18 protein-coding genes and 1 tRNA gene are annotated in these 18,611 nt (G+C 49.7%); 9 read left to right on the top strand and 10 right to left on the bottom strand.

Annotated features, from left to right (window positions below; genetic code table 11):
• Positions 1-43: 43 nt before the first annotated feature.
• Together prfB and GK091_RS01420 are read left to right on the top strand one after the other, a co-directional pair.
• Positions 44-1,121, top strand: a protein-coding gene (prfB, locus tag GK091_RS01425; protein WP_164034849.1) for a peptide chain release factor 2 whose coding sequence is annotated in 2 segments (ribosomal slippage) — positions 44-103 and positions 105-1,121 — 1,077 coding nt in all. Because the reading frame shifts where the segments join, the coding sequence is not laid out codon by codon here.
• 218 nt (positions 1,122-1,339) lie between these two features.
• Positions 1,340-1,972: an SGNH/GDSL hydrolase family protein gene (locus tag GK091_RS01420; RefSeq protein ID WP_164034848.1), complete on the top strand. Its 633-nt coding sequence runs from the start codon at positions 1,340-1,342 to the stop codon at positions 1,970-1,972.
• Between the two features lie 4 nt (positions 1,973-1,976).
• On the opposite strand, the gene GK091_RS01415 is transcribed toward GK091_RS01420, so the two are convergent.
• The 6 genes from GK091_RS01415 to GK091_RS01390 form a co-directional block, all read right to left on the bottom strand.
• Complete coding sequence (locus GK091_RS01415; RefSeq protein ID WP_164034847.1) at positions 1,977-2,672, bottom strand: DUF2306 domain-containing protein; 696 nt, start codon at positions 2,670-2,672, stop codon at positions 1,977-1,979.
• Between the two features lie 135 nt (positions 2,673-2,807).
• A complete protein-coding gene (locus GK091_RS01410; protein WP_164034846.1) occupies positions 2,808-3,716 on the bottom strand; it encodes a LytTR family DNA-binding domain-containing protein in 909 nt (302 codons plus the stop codon).
• Between the two features lie 25 nt (positions 3,717-3,741).
• Entirely contained in the window at positions 3,742-4,365 is a 624-nt protein-coding gene (locus GK091_RS01405; RefSeq protein WP_164034845.1) for a rhomboid family intramembrane serine protease, read from the bottom strand.
• An 80-nt stretch (positions 4,366-4,445) separates the two neighbouring features.
• Positions 4,446-5,417, bottom strand: coding sequence for a polyprenyl synthetase family protein (locus GK091_RS01400; RefSeq protein WP_164034844.1), 972 nt, complete (start codon positions 5,415-5,417; stop codon positions 4,446-4,448).
• A 60-nt stretch (positions 5,418-5,477) separates the two neighbouring features.
• Positions 5,478-6,305 (bottom strand): hypothetical protein, encoded by an 828-nt coding sequence (locus GK091_RS01395; RefSeq protein ID WP_246202113.1) that lies wholly within the window; start codon positions 6,303-6,305, stop codon positions 5,478-5,480.
• Positions 6,306-6,430: 125 nt separating this feature from the next.
• Complete coding sequence (locus tag GK091_RS01390) at positions 6,431-6,865, bottom strand: nucleoside deaminase (protein WP_164034843.1); 435 nt, start codon at positions 6,863-6,865, stop codon at positions 6,431-6,433.
• A gap of 170 nt (positions 6,866-7,035) precedes the next feature.
• Here GK091_RS01390 and GK091_RS01385 point away from each other — a divergent pair, with 170 nt between their 5' ends.
• From GK091_RS01385 to GK091_RS01365, 5 genes are all read left to right on the top strand, one after another.
• Positions 7,036-7,941: a DnaJ C-terminal domain-containing protein gene (locus tag GK091_RS01385; protein ID WP_164034842.1), complete on the top strand. Its 906-nt coding sequence runs from the start codon at positions 7,036-7,038 to the stop codon at positions 7,939-7,941.
• A gap of 13 nt (positions 7,942-7,954) precedes the next feature.
• Positions 7,955-8,257 (top strand): chaperone modulator CbpM, encoded by a 303-nt coding sequence (locus GK091_RS01380; protein WP_164034841.1) that lies wholly within the window; start codon positions 7,955-7,957, stop codon positions 8,255-8,257.
• A 99-nt stretch (positions 8,258-8,356) separates the two neighbouring features.
• Positions 8,357-8,860 carry a molybdopterin-dependent oxidoreductase gene (locus GK091_RS01375; RefSeq protein WP_246202112.1) on the top strand — a complete coding sequence of 168 codons (504 nt, stop codon included), beginning with the start codon at positions 8,357-8,359 and terminating at the stop codon, positions 8,858-8,860.
• A gap of 125 nt (positions 8,861-8,985) precedes the next feature.
• Positions 8,986-9,723 (top strand): ferredoxin reductase, encoded by a 738-nt coding sequence (locus GK091_RS01370; RefSeq protein WP_164034840.1) that lies wholly within the window; start codon positions 8,986-8,988, stop codon positions 9,721-9,723.
• A gap of 29 nt (positions 9,724-9,752) precedes the next feature.
• Positions 9,753-10,880, top strand: a complete 1,128-nt coding sequence (locus GK091_RS01365) for a DmpA family aminopeptidase (RefSeq protein WP_164034839.1) — start codon at positions 9,753-9,755, stop codon at positions 10,878-10,880.
• A gap of 12 nt (positions 10,881-10,892) precedes the next feature.
• Here the strand turns inward: GK091_RS01365 and GK091_RS01360 are convergent, their stop codons facing one another.
• Positions 10,893-12,956 carry an OPT family oligopeptide transporter gene (locus tag GK091_RS01360; RefSeq protein WP_164034838.1) on the bottom strand — a complete coding sequence of 688 codons (2,064 nt, stop codon included), beginning with the start codon at positions 12,954-12,956 and terminating at the stop codon, positions 10,893-10,895.
• Between the two features lie 100 nt (positions 12,957-13,056).
• Here GK091_RS01360 and GK091_RS01355 point away from each other — a divergent pair.
• Positions 13,057-13,132 (top strand) — tRNA-Gly (locus GK091_RS01355).
• A 480-nt stretch (positions 13,133-13,612) separates the two neighbouring features.
• Here the strand turns inward: GK091_RS01355 and GK091_RS01350 are convergent.
• Both GK091_RS01350 and GK091_RS01345 read right to left on the bottom strand, forming a co-directional pair.
• Positions 13,613-15,034, bottom strand: a complete 1,422-nt coding sequence (locus tag GK091_RS01350; protein WP_164034837.1) for a hypothetical protein — start codon at positions 15,032-15,034, stop codon at positions 13,613-13,615.
• A gap of 230 nt (positions 15,035-15,264) precedes the next feature.
• Positions 15,265-15,813 carry a hypothetical protein gene (locus tag GK091_RS01345; RefSeq protein WP_164034836.1) on the bottom strand — a complete coding sequence of 183 codons (549 nt, stop codon included), beginning with the start codon at positions 15,811-15,813 and terminating at the stop codon, positions 15,265-15,267.
• Between the two features lie 740 nt (positions 15,814-16,553).
• Here GK091_RS01345 and GK091_RS01340 point away from each other — a divergent pair.
• Positions 16,554-16,811 carry a hypothetical protein gene (locus GK091_RS01340; protein WP_164034835.1) on the top strand — a complete coding sequence of 86 codons (258 nt, stop codon included), beginning with the start codon at positions 16,554-16,556 and terminating at the stop codon, positions 16,809-16,811.
• A 111-nt stretch (positions 16,812-16,922) separates the two neighbouring features.
• On the opposite strand, the gene GK091_RS01335 is transcribed toward GK091_RS01340, so the two are convergent.
• Positions 16,923-18,386 (bottom strand): hypothetical protein, encoded by a 1,464-nt coding sequence (locus GK091_RS01335; RefSeq protein WP_246202111.1) that lies wholly within the window; start codon positions 18,384-18,386, stop codon positions 16,923-16,925.
• Positions 18,387-18,611 lie beyond the last annotated feature (225 nt).

Here is an 18,611-nt window from a genome sequence, read left to right as displayed (position 1 = left end):
TCAGCGTTTACTGTCCAACATCCATTACTAATACGACAAGTTCATGACAACTGATCAGTTGAACGGCTTGAGGGTCAGAGTAGAGGCCCTGAGGGGGTATCTTTGACTACGACACCAAAAGCGACCAATTAGCCGAACTCGAACAACAGACCTTTCAGCCTGAATTCTGGAGCGATGCCGCCCGCGCCGAAGGCGTAATGAAGCAAGTTCGCTCCCTGAAAGGCTGGATTTCCGGCTACGATAAATTAAACAGCCAGTTCGGCGATCTCGAAACCCTGTTCGAATTCTACGAGGCCGGCGATGTATTGGAGGAAGAAGTCGATGAGGAAGGTCGCAACGTGACGACTACGCTCGAAGACCTCGAACTCAAAAAAATGCTCGGCAACGAAGAAGATCAGCTGAGCGCCGTTATCGAAATCAATGCAGGAGCGGGTGGCACCGAAAGCCAGGACTGGGCCGACATGCTGTACCGGATGTATATGCGTTGGGCCGAGAAGCACGGCTACGGCTTGAAACAGGTTGATTATCAAGAAGGCGACACGGCTGGAATAAAATCGGCAACCATTGAAGTGGATGGTGCGCTGGCGTATGGCTTCCTGAAGTCAGAGAATGGCGTACACCGGCTTGTTCGGATTTCGCCCTTCGACTCCAATGCGCGCCGACATACCTCGTTTGCTTCCGTGTATGCGTACCCGCTCGTGGACGACACGATTGAGATCGAGGTAAATCCGGCTGATATCGATTGGGATACTTTCCGGTCGGGTGGCGCTGGCGGCCAGAATGTCAACAAAGTAGAGACGGCAGTACGGCTGAAACATAAACCGTCGGGCCTGATCATCGAATGTCAGCAGGAACGGAGCCAGTTACAGAACAAAGAAGTAGCCATGCGGCTGCTGAAATCGAAACTATACGAGATCGAGGTTCAGAAACGCAATGCCGCCCGCGCCGAAGTTGAGGCCGGAAAGCAGAAGATCGAGTGGGGATCGCAGATTCGTTCCTACGTACTCGACGACCGGCGGGTAAAGGATCACCGCACGGGCTACCAGACTTCGAACACGGAAGCCGTTCTGGATGGTGACATCGATCCGTTCATTAAAGCGTTTTTGCTGGAGCAGGAATAATCAGAACCGTATGGGCGGCCCCACAGGGTTTGTGTGATTTACGCGATTGTTATGATTTCTGAACTAAATCCAGTTCTTGACCAGATGCGTTTATTATCGATGATTAGTAACGCATTGATGAAATCATGATAATCACCAAAATCACACAAATCCTGTGGGGTACCCATGCGATTCTTGTCTCGTTGCTGGCTTGTACGCAGCCCCCTAACGACTCCGTTATGATCACAAACCCTGACGCGTCGAAAGCTAAATACAGTTTTCTATCGCTTGGCGATTCGTACACCATCGGCGAAAGCGTTTCAGCGTCCGAGCGGTGGAGCGTTCAGCTGGCGGGTTTGTTGCGTAAAGATGGTGTGGACGTTGCCGATCCGGACATCATTGCCCGCACGGGCTGGACTACCGCCGAGTTGCAGGACGCAATTAAAGCCAGCGGCAATCAGAAAACCTACGGGCTGGTTTCGTTACTCATCGGGGTTAACAATCAATACCGGGGTCAATCGCAGGATCGGTACCAAACGGAATTTCGGGCATTGTTACAGACAGCCATCAACTTCGCGGGTGGCAAATCGAACCGCGTGTTCGTACTGTCCATTCCCGATTGGGGCCAGTCGCCTTACGCCCAGGGCCGCAATCAAAAGCAGATTGCCGAGGCCATCGACGCCTTCAACGCTATCGCTCAACAGGAATGCAAAGCGGCTGGCGTTGCGTATGTTGACATTACTCCTTTCTCTCGCAAGGCCGCTGGCGACGACACGCAATTTGCCTCGGACGGTCTGCATTATTCGGGCAAACAGATGCTTCAGTGGGCCCAGGCATCCCTACCAACCGCAAAAGGACTACTGCTTAACTGATCATTTAGGCTGAAGCTGATTTGGTCGCGGCAAATTTCTGTTTGTAATACCGCACGGTCTTTCTGATCATCAGACCACCCAGAACGGCGGGCGCAATCCAGGCCACAGTGTGGGTCCAGATGGGTGCGTTTCCGGGTATGATACGACCTGCGTTTGTTACCAGAGCTGCCGTGAACGTGGCAATGTATGACCCGCCCATCCGCGTAAAGTGCTGGAAGAACCAATGCATGTCTTCGGTGGGGTGGCTAAATTGCCGAATATCCTGCCGGGCAAATAGCCCCGTCAACGCGCCGAAGAATGTGAACAGGGTGGGGAAAAACGAATTGCTGGATTGGGTAATCAGATAGAGCCCAAAACCGATCATCGATATACTTACAGCTAGCGTGACATAGGTAAGGATTCTGTCAAAGTTGGTTGGTCCCGATCTTTTTTGCTTCGTAGCGCGCCATCCGGTCACGCTCAGGTAAAAACTGAATACAGCAATACCCGTCAGGAACAACCGCATCATTTTAAAAGGTTGCAGTGCGCACAATAGCAGGGCCGTTATCGCTACGGTGATCATGCAGTAGACATAGACAAGGCCGGCGCGATTGTGAAGGCGGCTACCCTTTTTGGAAAACATCGGGATCAGGCCGACCAGTAGAGCGATTATACCGGTGGCAATATGGGTAGTAAGCAGGGTGATGATAAGCGTTTTCATGGCCGAAGGGCGGTTGTGTTTGACTGGAACAAACCTACGGCGATGAATCCGATCGGAGCCAATGAATGGGACTACGGGCAGGTTTTGGGATGTTTGACAAACAAAAGCCCCGACAGGGACGACTGGTGGGGCGTTTCACAAAGCCTTTAGTTCGGCGACCAGCGTCTCATTATATTTACGGGCGACGGGGACCTGAAACTGTCCACCGGATAAATGCAGTTTATAGCCCTGCGCATTCCCCGTGACACGCTCGACCCGATCGAGATTGACGACGTAGGAACGATGACACCGAACAATATGGGGTGAAGTAATCTGACTCTCCAGACGACTCAGACTACTTCGTAGTAGCGGCTTTACTGGCTGAGACTGGCCTGACAAACTGTTCTTCAAATAAACAACGGTACAGTAATTATCGCTGGATTCGATGAAAAGCAATTCAGTTGACGACAGGGTAATGGTGTCTTTGTCGTTGTCGGCAACGAGCGTTAGGGTTGTATCCGATAAAGCATTCGGAGACAATTCTGCTTGACGTATGCTTTCCGGACTACCTGTTTCGGGCGGGTGAATGGGCAATTCGGCGGCCGCGCGGCTGTATTTTTTCAACTGCCGGATGTAGCTGAACAGCACGGCACCCGTTACCGGAAACAAAGCAATCAGAAAAGTGATGACAAGCATACTAACCCAGCCGATACCGCTTTTCCCCTCATCGACCAGCCATTCCAGATAAACCCGATTGGCGATAGCAATCAGTAGAACGTGGACCATGATCGACACAATTTCGCGCCCGATGGTCCAACGCTCATCGGTATATTGCCGGGGAAATAACCGGGGCCAGATGGTAAGGTTGAACGCGGTGATCAGAAACGTGATCAGCCCAAACCCCAGTATCTTCACCAGTTTATTGGCCGTTTCCCACGTAGCAAGCCCGAATGGCTGAAAAATAAGCAGGAACAACCCAACAAATAACCCCATAAGTGCAGCTCGAAGGAACTGACGCCCTAGCGCATCTTCGATAGGGAAAGGCTGGCTGAGTAATTTGACCATACCCGTTTACGGTTCTTAGAAGTTCTTAGAACAGCCGCCATCCGGCAATCTGCTCAATAAAATTGGGCAGAACCGCCGGATACACCAGAATGATGAACGCAATGCCGAAGAGCGCGCCATAGATGTGCGCATCGTGGTTAATGGCGCCCATTCCCCGACGTGATTCGTAATAGGAATAGAGCAGATACAACGGACCGAATATGAAGCCCGGAATCCCAATAGGAATAAAAAACAGGTACAATTTGGTCAGCGGACTGATCAGAATAGCCGCAAAAATGATAGCCGACACTCCGCCCGATGCCCCCAGCGAGTTATAACCGGAGTCGGTGCGGTGTTTCAGAAAGGTCGGAATATCGGAGACGACGATGGCGATCAGATAGAAACCGACGTAATAGAGTGGACCACTAGCCCCGAACAGACTACCGAATACCTGCTCCATAAGCGCCCCAAATGCGTAAAGGCTGATCATATTGAAAATAAGATGGCCCCAGTCGGCATGCAGGAAGCCCGATGTCAACAAACGGTAATATTGCCCGTTTTTCGCCACCTGATACGGATTCATGATCCAGCGATTCATAATGCTGTAGTCGTTCCAGGCCCACAGGCTAATGCCTACGGTAACAAGAATAATGATAAGGGTTACGCTCATAAAAGTTATAGTGGGTATGCGCTGTGTGCTGGCTGCTTTCTAGATATGCTTATACCTTACTTTATACAGTCAACATACAGTTAGCTTTCCCGTTCGATTAATTGTCGGGTGAATTGCAATAAAAAATCTTTGCGGGCGGAATCAGCGTTGATTTGGTCGAAATTAGCGAATCCCTGCGCAAAGTAACCGTTGATACGACCCTCCGTAATTTGTCGGATACCCAGCTGGTCATAAATGGTTGTAACCGCCTGCACTTTTTCGGCTTTGTCAAACTCCGTTCGGGTGAGCCAGTCCGTCAGTTCGTCTTTGAGTGAGCCGGTGGCCTGTTCCAACGCTTCGATCAGGAGAAACGTTTTTTTATTGGCAATAATATCGCCCCCGACCTGTTTTCCAAACTTAGCCGGGTCACCATACACGTCCAGCAGATCGTCTTTCAGCTGGAAGCCGATACCAATATTTACCCCACCTTCGTAAAGATGTGCGTTGGTCGCTTCGTCGCCACCACCAATCAAGCCACCGAGTTCCAGCGCATAACCGAGCAGCACCGACGTTTTGAGCCGAATCATGCCGATGTATTCCGCTTCGGTCACATCCCAGCGGGTTTCAAAGTTCATATCCATCTGCTGGCCTTCGCAAACCTCAGCAGCTGTACGGCTAAAACGCGCCATGACCGGCTTTAATTTATCAGCGTCAACATCCAGCAGCAGTTCATGCGCCTTGACCAGCATCACATCACCCGACAGAATCGCAATGTTGTGGTTCCACTTTTCGTGCACCGTTGGCTGGCCCCGGCGTAAGGGAGCCTGATCCATAATGTCGTCGTGCATGAGGGTGAAGTTGTGAAAAACCTCCACGGCCAGCGCGGGTCGAACTGCCTTTTTCCAATCGTCGGTGAAGAGATAAGCCGCCATGAGCGTGAGCAAGGGACGCATCCGCTTACCACCAAGGCTCATAATGTACTCGATCGGATCGTAGAGTTCGGGCGGGGATTGTCCGTATTTGGTACGTTGAAGTTCGGCTTGAAGGGCATCAATAAAAAGAGCTGGACTCATTCGATAAGGCAGCATTCCGCTGAGTTTTGCCCCAAAAATAAGGCAAATACCCCCAAAACCCTAACCGCGTCGGCTCCGGCGATAGTGTTGCTGTTTCGTGGTACTGATAACCCAGATCAGCCGGGCCGATAGGATAAAGTAGCCATCCCGTTTTGTGTCGTTCCCGCGTTTGGCGCCGACCCCATTAGGCGTCTGCCCGAGTTCAAGCCGACGATCCGACAACGCAGCCGCTAACGGGGTCATCGTAGTCCGATCCGGATAAACCGTACTCACATCATCGAGATAGTCGCTTGTCACGTGTGTATAAACCCCTTCCAGATGCCATTTGAACCGTTCTCCCGTAAGAACAGGCACGCCAATGCCATAGCGCAAAATAAGCGGCAACCGGTTATACGCAACTCCTTCGGTTTGCAACGGAGCCAGACTGTATGTGTGGCCTTTATAGTTCGTTTTGGGTGTTATGTAGGTTACGCCAACGCCCGCTATAGCGTACGGAATGATAATGTGATTGCGGTCATCGGAAGGCCAGAAATCCAGCTGTAAACCCGCCCAGACCTCAGGGTTGAGGCTATGAAATGACAGATTATTGTACGCCAGATGCGTATCCTGCTGACTTCCCCGAATGTAATAAAGCTGCGCTTCGGCCCGAAACGTCACCCGGTCGGAGAAACGGTAGGCAGCGGCAATACCCATAGCAATGCCCAACCGCAAATGAGCCAACCCGCACCGTTCGTTCATATCGCCCAGATAGCGGGTCGGTCCTAAACCCACATTGAGCAGCCAGGAGCCCGGTCTTTCCTGCCAGTAGGCAGCTCGTTGCGCAGAGACCGTTGACAGACCCAGCATACTAGCCAGCGTCAGAAAAACGCAGATTCCGCTAATTTTCATGAAACAAACAGAACTAAAGTCACTTTACAAACCAAAGTAGTGACTTTATCTGGCAATAAAAAAAGCCTGACTTAAAAAGCCTGGCTTTCCTGACAGGAGCCTTCCCCTAGCAAAAGGAAATCAGTTTACAATTCGCCAATATCCTCGTTCCAGAGCGTTGGTTTCTCCGCAATAAACTGGTTCATCATATCGACGCATTCGGGCAAATCAAGATCAACAACCTCCACACCATGCTGTTCCATAAACTCCCTCGCGCCGGGAAATGTCCGCGACTCCCCAACGATAACTTTAGGAATTTTAAACTGCACGATCGTTCCGGCGCACATGTAGCACGGCATGAGTGTAGAATAAATGACTGTATTTCTGAACGAGCCGACGCGCCCGGCATTGTTCAGGCAATCCATTTCGCCGTGAAGGATCGGATTATTTTCCTGCACCCGTTTATTGTGTCCCGAAGCGACCAGCTCACCATTCTTGATCAGCGCCGATCCAATAGGGATACCACCTTCACCTAAACTCTTACGGGCCTGATTGATGGCCTCCTGCATAAATTCGTCCATACGTACTGTGTTTTTATAGTGAGGCAAAGTAACGATAATCTACAGGAAATAGCCCGGTTACCAGACACGCTTCCTGGAATGACAACCAAACCAACGCGCTACCCTTACAACCTTACTCACCACTTTCCGGTTTATAGGGTTGATCGTTAATCAATACATTCCCACCCCGTATGGATTTCATCGACTACTACAGCGTTCTGGGTATACCCAAAACGGCCTCGGACGAAGACATTAAGAAAGCGTATCGCAAGCTGGCTCGCAAACACCATCCGGATCTGAATCCGAACGACGAGGACGCGAACAAAAAATTTCAGCAGATCAACGAAGCCAATGAGGTGCTGAGTGATCCCGAAAAGCGTAAAAAATACGACCAGTACGGCAAAGACTGGCAACACGCCGAACAGTTCGAGCAACAGAGGCAGCAACAGCGATCCCGTCCGCAACGTGAGCAGGGCGATACGGGTGACTACGACTTTTCGAGTGGCTTCGGTGGGGAGGATTTCTCCGACTTTCTCTCGTCCTTATTCGGGCAGGAAGGCGGTCCCCGAAGTGGCCAGCGTCAGGCAAACTTCCGGGGGCAGGATTATCAGGCGGAGTTGAACCTCAGCCTGGTCGATGCCTACACAACCCACAAACAGACATTGACCGTCAACGGCAAAAATATCCGCATCACCGTTCCGGCGGGCATCGAAAATGGTCAGAAAATCAAGCTCGCTGGCTACGGAGCCCCTGGTGTCAACGGCGGTCCCAACGGCGATCTGTTCATCACATTCGTCATTGCGGATGACAGCCGTTACAAACGCAAAGGCAACGATCTGTACATAAACGAAGAAATCGACCTCTATACCGCGCTGCTTGGTGGCGAAAAAATCATCGAAACGCTGAGCGGGAAAGTGAAGTTGACCGTACCGCCCGAAACCCAGAACGACGCAAAAGTCCGGTTGAAGGGCAAAGGATTTCCGGTATACAAACAGGATGGTTCGTTCGGTGATCTCTACGTACAGTGGCAGGTAAAACTGCCTACGAACCTGACCGATGCGCAAAAAGACCTAGTTCGCCAATTAGCCAGCCTCTAATCATCAGCCGCTTATGCAACCCAATAACCTAATCGCCATCAGCGAGTTTTGTGTGCACCATCACCTCGAAATTTCGTTTGTTAACGCACTGGAGCAGCAAGGGCTCGTTGAAATAATTACGATCGAACAGACGCTCTATGTACAGCCCGAACAGCTTGGCCGACTGGAAAAGTTAGTCCGACTGCATCAGGACCTGTCCATTCATCCCGACGATCTGGACATTGTCAGCGATCTGCTCGAGCGCGTCGAAAATCTACAAGCCCAATTGACGCAGTTGCAGAACCGGTTGGTGTTCTACGAACGGATAGCGAACTGATCAGCCACGGACGCCTTATTTTCAGGGTTTCGCTCTTGATACCGTTGGTCGTCTATAGCAAACTGATTATCTTGTCGAAACGATAAAACGAACGCAGTCATGGCGGGTTTCTTCAACAAAGGGTTTGGACGTAAGCGCGAATCGGTATCCAGCGAGCGAATTCCGCCGGGACAGTACGAAACCCGCGATTTTCCGGTATTAACCGCCGGACCAACGCCCCGTATTCCGCTCACAACCTGGACATTTACGCTGGAAGGGCTGGTCGAAAGGCCCATCCAATGGTCTTGGGATCAGTTTACCGCATTACCCCAGCAGTCGTTTACGAACGACATCCACTGCGTAACGAAATGGTCCAAGCTGGATACGCATTGGCGGGGCATTAGTATCGAAACGCTGCTCGAACACGTTGACTTGAAACCGGAAGCGAGCTATGTGATGGCCTATTCGTACGGCGACTACACGACCAACATGCCGCTGGCCGATCTTCGCCACGGAAAAGCGTTCATCGGCCTTCAGTTTGAGGGAAAGCCACTGGCACCCGAGCATGGTGGACCTGCCCGGCTGGTTGTTCCCCATCTGTATTTCTGGAAAAGCGCTAAGTGAATCAAAGGCTTGCGATTCATGGAAACCGACAAACCCGGATTCTGGGAACGGGGTGGCTACAGCATGTACGGCGATCCCTGGAAAGAACAACGGTATCGAAGCGACGAGTAAGCCAGCCGAACAGTATGGAAAAAATTCAGTGGCAGATCGCTCGGGTGAAGGCCATTATGCAGGAGACGCCCCGCGTGAAGACCTTTACCTTACAGCTCCCCCAATGGACACCGCATCTACCCGGTCAGCACTACGACCTTCGCTTAACGGCTGAGGACGGGTATCAGGCGGAACGGAGCTATTCGATTGCCTCACCACCCGAACAAACCGGCGAAATCGACCTGACGATTGAGTTGATCGATGATGGTGAAGTATCGTCGTACCTGTATGACGGCATTGCCATAGGTGATCCACTGGAAGTTCGCGGTCCCATTGGTGGCTATTTTGTCTGGAAAGACAGCATGGCGAATGAGCCACTCTTGTTAATTGCTGGTGGCTCCGGCATTGTACCGCTGATGGCCATGCTTCGTCATCGGGCTCAAATCAAGGCTACAAATCCTACCCTGCTGTTGTTCAGCATTCGTACCGACGATGATGTTATTTATCGACATGAGTTGGCGCAGCTGGCGCAGGATACCCAGTTTACGCTATGTCTCACCTTCACCCGACAGGCTCCAGCCGATTGGACAGGATATCGTCGTCGGATCGATCAGGCCATGCTCACCGATGCACTAAGCCGATTCAACACCCAGCCGAACTGTTTCGTTTGCGGGCCAACATCACTGGTCGAACACGTCGCCAATACGCTGGCCGATAGGGGTTTGCCCCCTACGACGATTCGCACTGAGCGGTTTGGCCCCACCGGATCATGATGTCAACCGTCCACTATCTACCCGACCGCATGCCATACGTTTACAACTTGTTCCTACTGACAACACTCTTACTTACGATAGCTCAGTCTGGAATGGCCCAGCCGTCCAAACGCCCCCGCGACTACGGTATTCGAATTGGTGTCTTGCCAACCGGGACGCTCAACGCCATCACCGACGTACCCGGCGTTCGGGTTGGGCAGGTTACGCTTCAGCAGGGCCAGAACATACGCACGGGCGTTACGGCCATTTTGCCACATGAGGGCAATCAGTTTCAGCAGAAAAGCCCGGCGGCTATTTACATCGGCAATGGTTTCGGTAAACTGATGGGCATCAGTCAGATCGAAGAATTAGGGACGCTCGAAACACCCATTGTTTTGACCAATACCCTGAGCGTTCCGACCGCAGCCGATGCACTGATCGACTACACCTTGGCTCAAACAGGCAACGAACAGGTTCGTTCGGTAAACGCAGTTGTCGGCGAAACGAACGATGGCTTTCTCAACGACATTCGCGGGCGGCACGTTTCGAAACAACACGTTCTGGACGCTATCCGGCAAGCTAAATCCGGACCGGTCGAGGAGGGCAACGTCGGGGCCGGGACCGGAACCGTTTGTTTTGGGTTCAAAGGTGGAATTGGCACCTCATCCCGCAAGCTACCCGCATCACTCGGTGGCTACACCATCGGCGCACTCGTGCAGACAAACTTTGGTGGCGTGTTACAAATCGCTGGCGTGCCGGTAGGGGTCGCATTAGGCAAGTATTCGTTCAGGGAAAATCTGGATGGCTCATGCATGGTGGTTGTATTGACGGATGCCCCGTTGGACGCCCGAAACCTGAAACGACTGGCCAAACGGGCGTTCATGGGCCTGGCACAAACGGGTGGTATCGCATCCAACGGGAGTGGCGATTACGTGATTGCCGTATCGACAGCCTACCGCATCCCGCACGAAACGACCAGCGCCTTCGATGAGCAAAAGCTGTTGCGCAACGACAACACGTCTCCGTTATTCCTGGCGGCCATTGAAGCCACCGAAGAAGCGATTATCAACTCATTATTTGCCGCGAAAACGCTCTCCGGCGATCAGGGGCATCGGGTAGAGCAGTTACCCGTGGAAAAAGTCGTCGACCTATTGAAAAAAGCGGGGCAACTCCATTGAATCCCTTCCCTTTTAGCGTCTGCTTTCAGCGATTCGCCACAAAATACCGGCTAATCCCGCGAAGGCCAGCGCACCCAGCAGCATAAAGCCCCCTTCACCCAGCAGGCCGGTTAGAGCGGGTTCCAGCGTCAACGATGTAAGTCCGTTGTAAATCGATTCATTCACCGATAACAAAGCTACGGCGACTCCGGCCAACGCTCCCCCGGCAACCAAACCCGTTGCAAACAGGCTCCCTTTGCCCAGATCCGGATCTTCTTCTTCCGTGCCTTTCCGTTTCGCGTTCCATTCGACAATGGCCTTAACGAGCCCGCCAATAAAGATAGGTAGGGTGGTAGATAAGGGCAGATAAAGACCTACGGCAAACGCTAACGCACTAACGCCACATAGCTCGAAAACAAAGGCCGTGAACGCACCGACCAGCACAAACTGCCAGTCCAGATTAAACGAGAGCAGTCCCTTGATGAGTGTAGCCATGAGCGTTCCCTGCGGAGCCGGAAATTTGTCGGAGCCGATAGCGTGCGTAATACCCTGAGCCAGCAGATCAGGCGTCGGCGTATCAAGAATTTTTACGGTAGCCCCAACAACCAGCGACGACACAATCACACCGATAAATAACGCCATTTGCTGGTATTTGGGCGTTGCCCCCACCAGATAGCCCGTTTTCAAATCCTGCGAGGTACCGCCCGCATTGGCAGCCGCGACACAAATCATACTGCCCACCACAAGCACCGCCGGTTCGTAGACTTTTCCGGTCAGGCCAACGGCAATAAATACCAAAGCCGTGCCCATGATGGTTGCAATGGTCATCCCCGAAACCGGCGATGAACTAGAGCCGATCAGCCCCACAATACGACTGGCGACCGTTACAAAAAAGAAGCCAAAAACAATGACCAGCACTGCAATCAGCAACTTGGTCAGCAACGAATCGCCCGGAATTTGCGGGAGAACAACCATGAGAGCCGCTAAAATTACGCTGCCAATGACAACAATACGAACGCTCAAATCCTGCTCGGTTCGGGGTGTACGATTACTTTCGCTCAACGCACCTTCCGTCTCAATGGCACTGACCGACGATTTCGTAAAGCTTTGCCGGAAAGACGAGACGATAGTGGGAATCGTTTTGATGAGCGTCATAAACCCACCCGCGGTAACCGCGCCAGCGCCAATCTGCCGGATATAAGCCCGGTAAATGGCCGCTGTTGCGTCAGCGAACGTATGCGTTGCGGGATTCCAGCCACCTGGCCCGCCAGCGGTTTGCAGATTATTCAGATAGCCCAGTTTTTGAAGTTGCAGCGCAATCGTATCACCCGGCACAACCGATGCCAGCAACGGGATAAGCGCCAGCCACGCCAGAATACCGCCACCGACCAATACGGCCGAGATTCGAAAACCAATGATATACCCAACGCCCAGATACTCAGGCGTTATTTCACCCGCCACCTGTGCCGATGGGAAATACCGGTTCGTTTGCTTCGTAGCCCAAACCGGCACTTCAGCAATCACGTGTAGCACTTTCTGGAGCAGCGCGTAGAACAAGGCAACACCCAGTCCCTGATAAGCCGTTTTGGCAAAATCTCCTCCTTTTTCGCCCGCAATCAGGACAGAGGCACAAGCCGTCCCTTCTGGGTAGGGAAGCGTACCATGTTCCTGTACGATCAGCGACCGGCGCAGGGGGATCATCATCAACGTACCGATCAAACCACCCAGAATAGCCAGGGTCAGAATGGTCCAGTAATTAAAAAAATCGGCACCGCTTCCACCCGTCAAAAAAAGAAATCCCGGCATGGTGAATACTACCCCCGATGCTATACTCTCGCCCGCTGAGCCGGTCGTTTGAATGATGTTATTTTCGAGAATCGTTGTGTTCAGAAACCGGCGGCCAAGCGAGATTGCCAGTACCGCGATGGGAATGGACGCCGATACCGACAAGCCTGCCTTTAGTGATAGATAGACAGTAGCAGCGCCAAACAAAACGCCAAAAACGGACCCAGTAATGATCGCTTTCAGCGTAAATTCAGCAGGTGACTCAGTGGCGGGAACGAAGGGCTTATGGACTGGTGTCGGGTTTGGCGTCATAAACGAGTGATTTTGCCCAAAAGAAATGAAAAATAACCAGATACCGAAAAGGCTTGACAATGTCTGCCTTTTTGCTGTATGTTTGTCTTATCATAAAAAAGCGGGAGTAGCTCAGTTGGTAGAGCGGCAGCTTCCCAAGCTGCAGGCCGTGGGTTCGAACCCCATTTCCCGCTCCAAGATTCCGAACTCACCGTCAGGCACTTACGATTATTTCGTAAGTGCTTTTTTGCTAACAGCGTGTGACGGTTTACATACGTCTATAATTGCTCTCAATAAAATTAATTCTGCTACCAGTGATAAAGTACATCGGCTTTGTAACTGGTTGATCCTGTCTATGGCGCTTTACGAATATAAATCGCCATAGAACTACATTCATCTTAACCAATATTGTACAACGCACAATCGGCAAGCATGGCGATCGCTGGAAGAGTACGCATGTATAACTGCTCTCGGCCACTGCCGATACCCTACGGTTAAAAATTACAAATAGGGCAGTTTTGCACTTACAAAATGGTGCTAGTTGTATGTCAAAACGAGAGTAATTAACTGACTTTTCCCTCTTCGTACGCTACATAAAAGGGTATTTCCTGGAAATGCTGGTTGGAGTTAGGCAGAAAAAAAAATATGTTTTTGGCGCGTCACTTTTACTACTCTCGTCATTTTTTGTCGAGCAGTTGCCTGACCATGCGCTTTAGCTCATCGATCTCTTCCTGTTGCTGTTTCTTCGTTGCCTGTAGCTCTTTCTCCAACTGAATGCTATATAGGGTCAGCTCTTCAATCTTCTCGAGTAGCTTTGCATTCATTTTGGCCGGATCAATGCCGTTCTCTACGACCTCTGCCGCTGAGGGCACACCCGGCAAATGTTTATTAATCTGGATATACTGACCCACCTCAGGGAGTGACTTGAGCTTGTAGCCCGTCTCGAACACCTTATCACTCCACTCGCTGACCTTATCGATCCGCAAACGATATTTGGCTAGCACCGTTTCGCCTTGTTCGTTGACCGTTAAGAACTGATCTGTGGTGCCCTCGCGCACCGGGTTGCTCAGGTTAGCAAACTTGATGCGACCGTTGTTGCGTAGATTAATCGTACCCCGTACGTCAAGAGGGAACTGGGGCGAGTCGGTGCCAATACCCACAGCGATGCTGGTATTTGAGGGGTCGCCTAGAACGATGGCATTGCTTAGAGCGACGCTGGCATTGACCGCATTCTGGATACTAGCGCTAGTAAGCTGTATATTGGCTCCTAGCAGTACGTTATCGTTGCCAGTTGTGGCCGTACCTGAGTTTAGTCCAACAATGACGTTATTGCTGCCGGCGGTGTTATTGCGACCCGCATTGTTACCAATAAGCACGTTGTTAGAACCCGTCGTATTAAAAGCACCAGCTAAATTTCCCAAGAAAGCGTTCGCACTTCCTGTTTTATTTGCAGAGCCTATAAACGAGTTGTTTGTGCCAGAAGTATTTTGAATGCCGCTATTATGGCCAAGGAAGGTATTCTGATTACCATCAGTATTAGTATACCCTGCGTAGTATCCCAAGAAGACATTCTCGTTACCCGTTATGTTGTTGTACCCTGCATAGGTGCCCATAAAAGCGTTACCCGAGCCTGTCGTGTTGTTACGCCCCGATTGATAGCCCACAAAGGAATTATCACTACCCTCAGTATTGATATACCCCGCCTGTACGCCAACAAACGAATTAAATCTGCCCATTGTATTCGAAAAGCCTGCCGTCGAACCCAGAAACGTATTACTGTAGCCAGTAGTGTTCGTATACCCCGACTGGTAACCCATAAAGGTGTTATTAGAAACAGTATTAGTATTTTGGCCGTTTTGGCTACCAACAAAGGTATTGTAGAATCCCGAGTTGTTTTTGTTGCCAGCAAACCCACCAATAAATGTGTTGCTGATACCAGTAACATTATCATTCCCAGCACTCGTACCAACAAAGGTATTTAAGCTTCCAGGTGAGAAGGAGGCAGGCGTACGAATGATCAAATTGCTTTGTGCCAGCACAATTGAGTGAACGCCTAATGTAGTAGCAATAAAGAGTACAGTACGGTAGAGTAATTTCATACAAGAATGGCGAGTGCTTGTTATCGAGTGAAAACTTGACTTAAAGTAAGCTATGTATCATCTACCCGGTAAGGAGTTTACTATAGGCTTACAACTGTTTTCTATTCAAGATTAAGTTCGTCGGTATAAATCAACAGGTAAAAAAAGCCCAATCTCATCTGAGCCGGGCTCTTCGCTTCTATCCACACCAAGTTAAATAACAGAGCTTGTTTCCAGCTGTAACTTACGCCTTACTTCTCGAACGTAAATCGTAAGTTTTTGAAACCGTAAGGACCTCCGCTGGCCATCGACATATCGGCTAGCTCTTTGATATCATAAGGTACCCCCACTCCTTCGAGCGTCTGAAGAATTAATATACTATCAGTAACTTCAATTATTTTGAATCGCTGGTTGAGCCTAATTATCGCAAATGAGTCGGGTTGCGACGCAGTTACGCTTATAACGTCATTGACAGTCTCGCGGGTCCCCCGAACACGAACTGACGAAAACGAATGGTTACTCAGATCGAAATCGGCATGGGCAAATTTTCGGTTTAATATGTCTACGGATGAGTGTTGTCGATCATTTCCATAATGGTCAGCCAGCTTTGTTTCCTTCATCATCCATCTTGTATTGATGCGAGCATCATAATCGCCTTGCATCAAAACCGAATTTTTACTTGACAGATGACTTTCTTGAGTTGTTTGCTCTATGTTTTCCTGGCTTTTTGACTGACAAGAAAATTGATTAGAGGCAAAACAGACAAAAAGAAGTTGAGGAAGTGGAATAAAATGTCTCATAAGTTAAGCATTTAGCTAAGTTAGAATAAAGCGAATATGCAATTGACCCCCACTTGTGATTAACGAGCGACGGGATCAACTCTTCAGAACGAAGAATAAACTTAGACGTACTCCAAAAACCAATGAATGATTTTATACTTAGGAGCCAATAGTGAAGACAGATAGACCACTAATTACTGATCCTGCTTAAAGGAGCAAGGATATTCTCAGTAAGTGAATTTAGTTAACGATAGGAGAGCGACAAAAAGTATCGTTGTGATTTGCACCTATAAAATGCCTTTGTTACGATCAAATGGCTAATCACATCATTCATTGCCAATGTGTATTTGCATTCTGATTTTTCGAATCGTAATACACTAGCAAATGCAACCAAATACTTTAGATATATAATATAAATAATTTCAATTTATTTAAAAAAATAAATGCCATATGCATCCCAAGCTGCAGGCCGTGGGTTCGAACCCCATTTTTCACTCCAAGATTCCGAAGGCACCGTCAGGCACTTACGATTACTCCGTAAGTGCTTTTTTTTATGTGGCGTTATGGTTGAAGCGCTGGGTAAAACAAGTTGTGTTAGCGTCAGGCACCAAACTACGTTAATTTCGTCTAATTTTCCTGAAGAGGATTTTGTATGGCCCATCGACCAACTACCTGTTGTGTAATCCCATTCGCTCGGTTAGTTAATCCATTTTTGAGCTGGCTAGTTTGGCAGTGTAGTACTATCAATCGAACGAACGATCATGAAAAAGGGAATCATTCTAGGTGCTTTTCTTTGCATAGCGAGCCTACAAGGCCGTGCACAATCTACAGCTTCAGGCAGTAGCAACACAGGTACTCCTACCGCAAACGCGACACCGGCCCAGAACGGATCAACGGGTGGCACGGTAGCGCCCAAATCCAGTTCAATGGCCCAGGGCCAGTTAAATAGCAATGGTCGGAAAATGAAAACGAACAGCAAGACAACCAAAACCCGGTCGACCACGTCATCCGGTCGCTAGTGGTCAGCTGCGGGCCTTTATCAATACGCAGTTAAGCCTGGGTTATTAGCCTGGGCTTCTGTGTTTTCCAGAAAACCGTCTACATAGTGTAGGTGCGCAACACGGCGCCCATTACTTCTTTTCTATAAGCTGCTTCACAAGCGTTTTAAGCTCGTCAATCTCTTTTTGCTGCTGAATGGTATACAGCGTCAGTTCTTCGATCTTCTCCAGCAGTTTAGCATCCATCTTGGCCGCATCGATACCCTTCTCTACAACTTCCACTGCCGAGGGCACTCCGGGCAGGTGTTGATGCAGTTGGATATACTCACCCACTTCAGTAAGTGGTTTCAACTGATAGCCCGTCTCGAAGACCTTATCACTCCATTCACTGGCGTTATCAATACGCAAACGATGCTTGGCCAGTACAGTTTCACCTTGCTCATTCACTGTTAAAAACTGGTCGGTTGTGCCATTACGCAGGGAATTGCTGAGATGACTGAACTTGATAGTACCGTTGTTCCGCAGGTTGATAATACCCCGTACATCAAGAGGAAATTGCGGAGCATTGGTGCCAATGCCGACAGCGATGCTTGCATTGGTATAGTCGCCTAGCACAATAGCATTGCTTATTCCAACACTTGCATTTACGCCAATAGCGGCTGCATTTTGTATATTGTCACTGGTGGATTGTGTATTGGATCCCAACAGTACATTATTACTACCCGTGGTGGCCGTCCCTGAGTTGGGGCCAATAATAACATTATTACTACTGGTACTGTTACCTAAACCAGCTTGATAACCTAGAAAGATATTGCTGGTGCCGAGGGTGGTATTATAACCTGCCAGAGCACCAAAAAAAGTGTTCTGACTACCCGTGCTATTGTTGTAACCAGCCTGATAGCCAGTATGTGTATTAAAAGACCCAGTAGAATTGGAATACCCCGTAAAGCCCCCGAGGAAGACGTTCCCACTACCAGATACATTGCTAGCACCAGTCTGAGTACCTAAAAACGTATTTCTTGTCCCATTTGTATTCGCAAAGCCCGAATTAAAGCCGACAAACACATTGCTAAAACCGCCCGTGTTACGATATCCAGCCGTTAGGCCCACAAAAACGTTACTGTAGCCACCTGAGTTTTCATGCCCCGCCTGACTGCCTATAAATGTATTACTATAACCTGTCGAATTGTTGTAGCCTGCCTGATAACCGACAAAAGCATTGTTTTCTCCTGACGTATTTTTGTAACCTGCGCTGGCTCCAGTAAACACATTATAGCTACCAGTCGTATTTGACAAGGCTGCACCTGCTCCACCGACAAATACATTATAAGCACCAGTTGTATTGGAGTTGCCGATAGACGTACCGACAAACACATTGGCTACACCTGTCATATCGGGGTTACCCGAAAAAGGGCCAACGATCGCATTGAAGGAGCCGTAGGAAGAGGAGTTTGGGGAATTAGCCACATAACTATTCTGAGCTACAGAAAGGATTGGCACGCTGATTAAAAAGAGTAAAAGCCGAACAGTACAACTCGTGAAAGACGTAGAGAAATGCATCATGTGTATAAAATCAGAAGTCAGGTAAGTCAACATAAAGGTAGGTTTATCGAAAAAGATGGACGCATGGAATGTACAGAAGGCTTACTTATTTACTATTTGGTAGTACTCATTAACAATAAAACCTGAAGCGATTCCAATAAAAAAGGCAGATCCAATCGGACCTGCCTTGACTTACCTATTCGCTATGTACAGTACTCGAATCGAAATACTAAAAGCCTGACGATACCGGACAAACAGCCGGACCGGATCAACAAAGTA

Source organism: Spirosoma agri (assembly GCF_010747415.1).
Taxonomy (GTDB): Bacteria; Bacteroidota; Bacteroidia; order Cytophagales; family Spirosomataceae; genus Spirosoma; species Spirosoma agri.
Note: the sequence above shows the minus strand (reverse complement) of the source record. Positions and strands in the feature narration are given on the sequence as shown.

Coding starts and splice junctions, on each gene's coding strand:
- GK091_RS01420 (WP_164034848.1), top strand. CDS start 1,340: ATGATCACAAACCCTGACGCGTCGAAAGCTAAATACAGTTTTCTATCG.
- GK091_RS01415 (WP_164034847.1), bottom strand. CDS start 2,672: ATGAAAACGCTTATCATCACCCTGCTTACTACCCATATTGCCACCGGT.
- GK091_RS01410 (WP_164034846.1), bottom strand. CDS start 3,716: ATGGTCAAATTACTCAGCCAGCCTTTCCCTATCGAAGATGCGCTAGGG.
- GK091_RS01405 (WP_164034845.1), bottom strand. CDS start 4,365: ATGAGCGTAACCCTTATCATTATTCTTGTTACCGTAGGCATTAGCCTG.
- GK091_RS01400 (WP_164034844.1), bottom strand. CDS start 5,417: ATGAGTCCAGCTCTTTTTATTGATGCCCTTCAAGCCGAACTTCAACGT.
- GK091_RS01395 (WP_246202113.1), bottom strand. CDS start 6,305: ATGAAAATTAGCGGAATCTGCGTTTTTCTGACGCTGGCTAGTATGCTG.
- GK091_RS01390 (WP_164034843.1), bottom strand. CDS start 6,865: ATGGACGAATTTATGCAGGAGGCCATCAATCAGGCCCGTAAGAGTTTA.
- GK091_RS01385 (WP_164034842.1), top strand. CDS start 7,036: ATGGATTTCATCGACTACTACAGCGTTCTGGGTATACCCAAAACGGCC.
- GK091_RS01380 (WP_164034841.1), top strand. CDS start 7,955: ATGCAACCCAATAACCTAATCGCCATCAGCGAGTTTTGTGTGCACCAT.
- GK091_RS01375 (WP_246202112.1), top strand. CDS start 8,357: ATGGCGGGTTTCTTCAACAAAGGGTTTGGACGTAAGCGCGAATCGGTA.
- GK091_RS01370 (WP_164034840.1), top strand. CDS start 8,986: ATGGAAAAAATTCAGTGGCAGATCGCTCGGGTGAAGGCCATTATGCAG.
- GK091_RS01365 (WP_164034839.1), top strand. CDS start 9,753: ATGCCATACGTTTACAACTTGTTCCTACTGACAACACTCTTACTTACG.
- GK091_RS01360 (WP_164034838.1), bottom strand. CDS start 12,956: ATGACGCCAAACCCGACACCAGTCCATAAGCCCTTCGTTCCCGCCACT.
- GK091_RS01350 (WP_164034837.1), bottom strand. CDS start 15,034: ATGAAATTACTCTACCGTACTGTACTCTTTATTGCTACTACATTAGGC.
- GK091_RS01345 (WP_164034836.1), bottom strand. CDS start 15,813: ATGAGACATTTTATTCCACTTCCTCAACTTCTTTTTGTCTGTTTTGCC.
- GK091_RS01340 (WP_164034835.1), top strand. CDS start 16,554: ATGAAAAAGGGAATCATTCTAGGTGCTTTTCTTTGCATAGCGAGCCTA.
- GK091_RS01335 (WP_246202111.1), bottom strand. CDS start 18,386: ATGTTGACTTACCTGACTTCTGATTTTATACACATGATGCATTTCTCT.